The 4,858-nt window shown below is 64.9% G+C and carries 3 protein-coding genes; all 3 read right to left on the reverse strand.

Annotated features, from left to right (window positions below; genetic code table 11):
• Positions 1-462, reverse strand: a 462-nt coding sequence (locus tag EN781_RS25845) for a GntR family transcriptional regulator (RefSeq protein ID WP_145965623.1), incomplete at its 3' end; no start/stop codon positions are given.
• Positions 463-1,027: 565 nt separating this feature from the next.
• Positions 1,028-2,182 (reverse strand): efflux RND transporter periplasmic adaptor subunit, encoded by a 1,155-nt coding sequence (locus tag EN781_RS25860; protein ID WP_126056019.1) that lies wholly within the window; start codon positions 2,180-2,182, stop codon positions 1,028-1,030.
• A 35-nt stretch (positions 2,183-2,217) separates the two neighbouring features.
• The coding region (locus EN781_RS25865) for an efflux RND transporter permease subunit (protein WP_145965624.1) at positions 2,218-4,858 on the reverse strand (2,641 nt) is incomplete at its 5' end.

The following is a 4,858-nucleotide window of genomic DNA, read 5'->3' on the forward strand; positions in this document are numbered from 1 at the left end:
GACAGGTACGGAATTGTCGGCCCATTCGTAGATGAGGCCATGCAATTGCAGCGCAGTCTCGATCTGGCGCGTGGTGTCGAGCGCCCGCGTCGCCTGCTTCACTGCTTCGTGGCGGCGGTCGAGTTCGTGGAAGAAGCGCTGGTCGCGCAGCGGCCAGGTGCATTCGATGGCGAATTCGTCGAGCACCTTGTTGAGCGAATAGGCGTCGATGATGTCCTTGGCGGTGACATCGATGACGAAGGTGCCGGCGTAAGGAATGCTGTTCAGGATGCCTTCCTGGACCAATTCGCGCATCGCTTCGCGCAACGGCGCGCGGCTCACCCGCATCTGTTCGGAGATCCTGAGCTCGTTGAGCTTCTGTCCTGGTTCCAACTGGCCGGTCAGGATGGCGCGTCTGAGCAGCGCGACGATCTCTGCCCTCCGCGTCGTATCCGCGATCGGACTGAAATCCAGCTTCGCCATGCGCCTACTCCGGATGAGGGATTGCAAGACAAGCAGATTGTCGACAATCCAACAAGAGGGCAATTTACGAATTCCGGAATTTTGTCGATGGCTCAAGCCGCCCGGCCGTAGAAGCTGATCCGCTCTTCCTCGCTGAACATTGCGCCGGGCCGCTCGTAGTAGAGAACACCGCGATCATGCGCTGGCGCTCGCCCTCGACCGTGGTGACGCGGTGCGCGGTGTAACCCGAGCTGGGCGGAATGGTTCGGCGCCTCCGGCGGCAATCGCGCGCCGGATCCCTCGCATGGCCGCCGCGTCGGCCTGTCCAGCCTGGCGGTATCCTCCGCGAGGCTGGGGCTGGGAATTGCGCTTGGCCAGAAGATCATGGCCAGCGCCGATCTCGAAGCGGGTCGCCTGATCGCGCTATCGCCCGTCTCGGTGCGCCTCGGCCAGCCCTATTGCGCCTTCATGCTGCCGGCAAAAGGCCGAGCGCGCCGACATTGCCGGGCTGGTGGAACTTCTCAACAAAACGGCACCCTCGACGTGGGAGTCGAGGGCGCCGCGGGACCGGGACTGATGGGGGTTATCAGCTGGCCGGTTTCTGTTGCGGCAGCGGCGAGACCGGCATGCCGGGTCCGATCTTCTGCAGATTGCCGGTGATCACCTGGTCGCCCTCGGAAATGCCTGATGTCACGGATATCAGGTCGCCGTCGGTCGGCCCGAGCGAGACCAGCTTCTGGTCGACCGTGTTGCCCTTGCCGACGACATAGAGGTACTTGCCGAGCTGGCTGGACCCCAGCGCCACCTGCGGCACCATCAGCGTGTTCGGCTGCTCCTTCACGTGCAGCCGGACCCGCACATACTGGCCGGGCAGCAGCGAGAATTTCGCATTGCCGATCGTCGCCCGCGCCGTGATCGTGCCGGTCGAATGGTCGATCGTGTTGTCGATGAAGGTGAGCTCGCCCTTCTGGCTGGGCTCAGTCTCACCGGGCAGCAGAACATCGACGGCGATCGGGCCGGCTGCCTTCGCGGCTTCGATTTCGACGAGATCGGTCTCGCTCGGATTGAAGGTGACGTAGATCGGGTCGAGCTGCACCAGCGTGTTGAGCACCGTGCCGGCGACGCTGACCAGCGTGCCGACCGAGGCCTGGTTGCGGCCGATACGGCCCGGGAACGGCGCCTTGATCTCCGAATAGCCGAGGTTGAGCTGGGCGGTGCGCAGCGCGGCCCTGTCGACTGCAAGCGCTGCCTCGGCCGCGCGCAGGGTGCTCGTGCGCTGGTCGAAACTGTCCTTGGCGAGATAGCCGCTCTTGGCGAGTTCCGTGCCGCGGCCGAGATTGGACCGCGCATAGTCGAGCGTCGCCGTGTCGCGCTCGATCTCGGCCTTCGCCTGGTCGAGTGCCGCCTGATAGTCCTCGGGCGCGATCCGGTAGAGCAGGTCGCCCTGCTTGACGTCGCTGCCGTCGGCGGCAGCCTGCTCCTGCAGGTAGCCCGGCACGCGGGCCTGCAGGGTGATGCTGCGGATCGGTTCGACCCGCGCGGCATAGTCGAGATAGATCGGCAGCGTCCTCTTCACCACGTTCACCACCGGCACCGGCATCACGAACGCCGCCGGAGCCGGCGCTGCCCCTGCCGTGCCGGCATTGAGGCTGAGACTGCCCATGTCGAGCAGATGGACGCTGGCCATCGAGATGGCACCGAGCGCCACGGCCGTTCCCAAAGCGATTTTCCATTTACGCATTTTGGTCTCCAATCGTTTTCCGCCGCCTGCGCGAGCTATTCAGCCGCCTGGGCGAGCGGCTGAAGCGCCGGCTCGGCGGTCGGTTCAATATCCTGATGGTGCGGAGCGGGCTCTCTGTCCTCGCCTCGCTCGCGCAGCTTTTCAATCACCGCGTAGAACACCGGCACGAACACCAGCGACAGCACCGTCGCCGCCACCATGCCGCCGAAGACGGTGGTGCCGATCGACTGCCGGCTGGCAGCACCTGCACCCGTCGCGAACATCAGCGGCAGGACGCCGAGGATGAAGGCGAACGCCGTCATCAGGATCGGCCTCAGCCTCAGCCGCGCGGCCTCCATCGCCGCTTCGACAATGCTCAAACCTTCCTCGCGCCGTCGTCTTGCGAATTCGACGATCAGGATGGCGTTCTTCGCCGCCAGGCCGATCAGCATGACGAAGCCGATCTGCGAGTAGACGTCGATCTGCATGCCGCGCAGCAGGAGCACCAGGAAGGCGCCGAACAGGGCGAGCGGCACGGCGAGCAACACCATGAAGGGCATCGCCCAGCTTTCGTATTGCGCCGCCAGGATCAGGAAGACGAACACCATGGCAAGCCCGAACACGATCGAGGCGATCGAGCCGGCCTTGAGCTCCTGGAAGGTGATGCCGGTCCACTCATAGCCGAAGTCCCTGGGCAGCACCGTCGCCGCCGCCCGCTCCATCGCCGCCACCGCCTGTCCGGACGAGAAGCCGGGAGCGGCACCGCCATTGATCAGGGCCGATGCATTGTTGTTGTAGTGCGGCACCGTCTCGGGGCCGACAATCGGCACCAGCCTGCCCAGCGTGCTCAGCGGCACCATGCCGCCCGCAGCGTTGCGCACATAGAGCCGCGAGATGTCGGTGGCATCGGCGCGCGCATCCTTGTCGGCCTGGATCGTCACCCGGAAGGTGCGGCCGAACAGGTTGAAGTCGTTGACGTAGAGCGAGCCGAGATAGATCTGCAGTGTGTTGAACACATCGGGCAGGCTGAGCCCCAGAAGTTTCGCCTTGCTGCGGTCGAGGTCGTAGTTGAACTGCGGTGTCGACGTCGAGAAGGACGAGAACAGCTGCTGCGGATTGAGTTCCGGCTGCTTGCGCGCCTCGGCGATCAGCGCCTGCGTGACATCGTTGAGCGCAGCACTGCCACGACCGGAGAGATCCTCGACCTGGAACTCGAAGCCGCCGGTGGTGCCGAGGCCCGGGATCGAAGGCGGATCAAAGGAGAGCGCGAAGGCCTCCGGTATCTGCAGCAGCTTGTTGCGCACCTCAGCGACCAGCTTCGAGGCATTCTGGTCGGGTCCACGCTCGTCCCAAGGCTTCAGGATCGCGAACTCCACCGCCGAGTTCGACTGCGCGGCGCTGGTCAGGAAGTTCAGGCCGCTGATCGAGCCGACAATGTCGACGCCGGGTGTGCTCTGCAGGATGTCGCGCGCCTTCTCGGCCACCGCGTCGGTGCGCTCCAACGAAGCGCCGTCAGGCAGCTGGATGACGACGAAGAAATAACCCTGGTCCTCGACGGGGAGGAAGGTCGAGGGCAGTTTCTGCCAGACGAAATAGGTAGCCACCAGGCCGGCGGCGAACAGACCGAGCATGGCCCAGCGCAGCCGGATCAGGATGCGCACGCCATGGGCGTAGGCATGCGACAGCCATTCGAAGCCGGCATTGAACCAGCGGAACAAGACGAACTGCGTCTCGCCGCGATGGCGCAGGAACGCGGCGCTCAGCGCCGGGCTCAGCGTCAGCGAGTTGAAGGCCGAGATGCCGACCGAGATCGCGACGGTGAGCGCGAACTGGTTGTAGAGCCGCCCCGAGACGCCCGGGATGAAGGCGACCGGGATGAACACCGCCATCAGCACCGCGGTTGTGGCGATGATCGGTCCTGTCACCTCGGCCATCGCCGCGCGTGTCGCGGCAAGTGGTTTGAGGCCGGCCTCGAGCTGTCGCTCGACATTCTCGACGACGACGATCGCGTCGTCGACGACGAGACCGATCGCCAGCACCATGCCGAGCAGCGACAGCATGTTGAGCGAGAAGCCCAGCATGTACATCACCGCCAGCGTTGCGATCAGCGACACTGGGATGGCGATGGTCGGGATGATGGTGGTGCGCCAGCTCTGCAGGAAGATGAACACCACCGCCACGACCAGCACCAGCGCCTCGCCAAGCGTAATCAGAACGTCATGCATCGAGGCCGACACGAAGCGCGTCGTGTCGTAGTGCATGGCGTAGTTGACGCCCTTCGGGAAACGCGCCGACAACTCCTGCATCTTGTCCTTGACCCGCTGCTGCAGGTCGAGCGCGTTGGAACCCGGCATCTGGTAGACGGCGAGCACCACCGTCGGGTCCTTGCCGAAGAAAGCGGACGAGGAATATTGCAGCGCGCCGAGTTCGATGCGCGCGACGTCGCGCAGGCGCACCAGCGAGCCGTTTTCAGAATTGGCGCGCACGACGATCTCGCCGAATTCCTTCGGGTCGCTGAGGCGGCCGACCGCGTTGACCTGCATCTCGAAGGCGGTGCCGGCCGGCGCCGGCGACTGGCCGATCTTGCCGGCCGCGACCTGCACGTTCTGCTCGGCAATGGCGTTCTGCACGTCGACGGCGGTTATGCCGAGATTTGCCAGTTTGTCCGGGTCGAGCCAGACGCGCATCGAATAGCGC

Source organism: Mesorhizobium sp. M4A.F.Ca.ET.090.04.2.1, assembly GCF_003999085.1.
In the GTDB taxonomy this organism is placed as follows: domain Bacteria; phylum Pseudomonadota; class Alphaproteobacteria; order Rhizobiales; family Rhizobiaceae; genus Mesorhizobium.

Excerpts from the sequence above, each read along its gene's own strand:
- EN781_RS25860 (WP_126056019.1), bottom strand. The coding sequence starts at position 2,182 with ATGCGTAAATGGAAAATCGCTTTGGGAACGGCCGTGGCGCTCGGTGCC.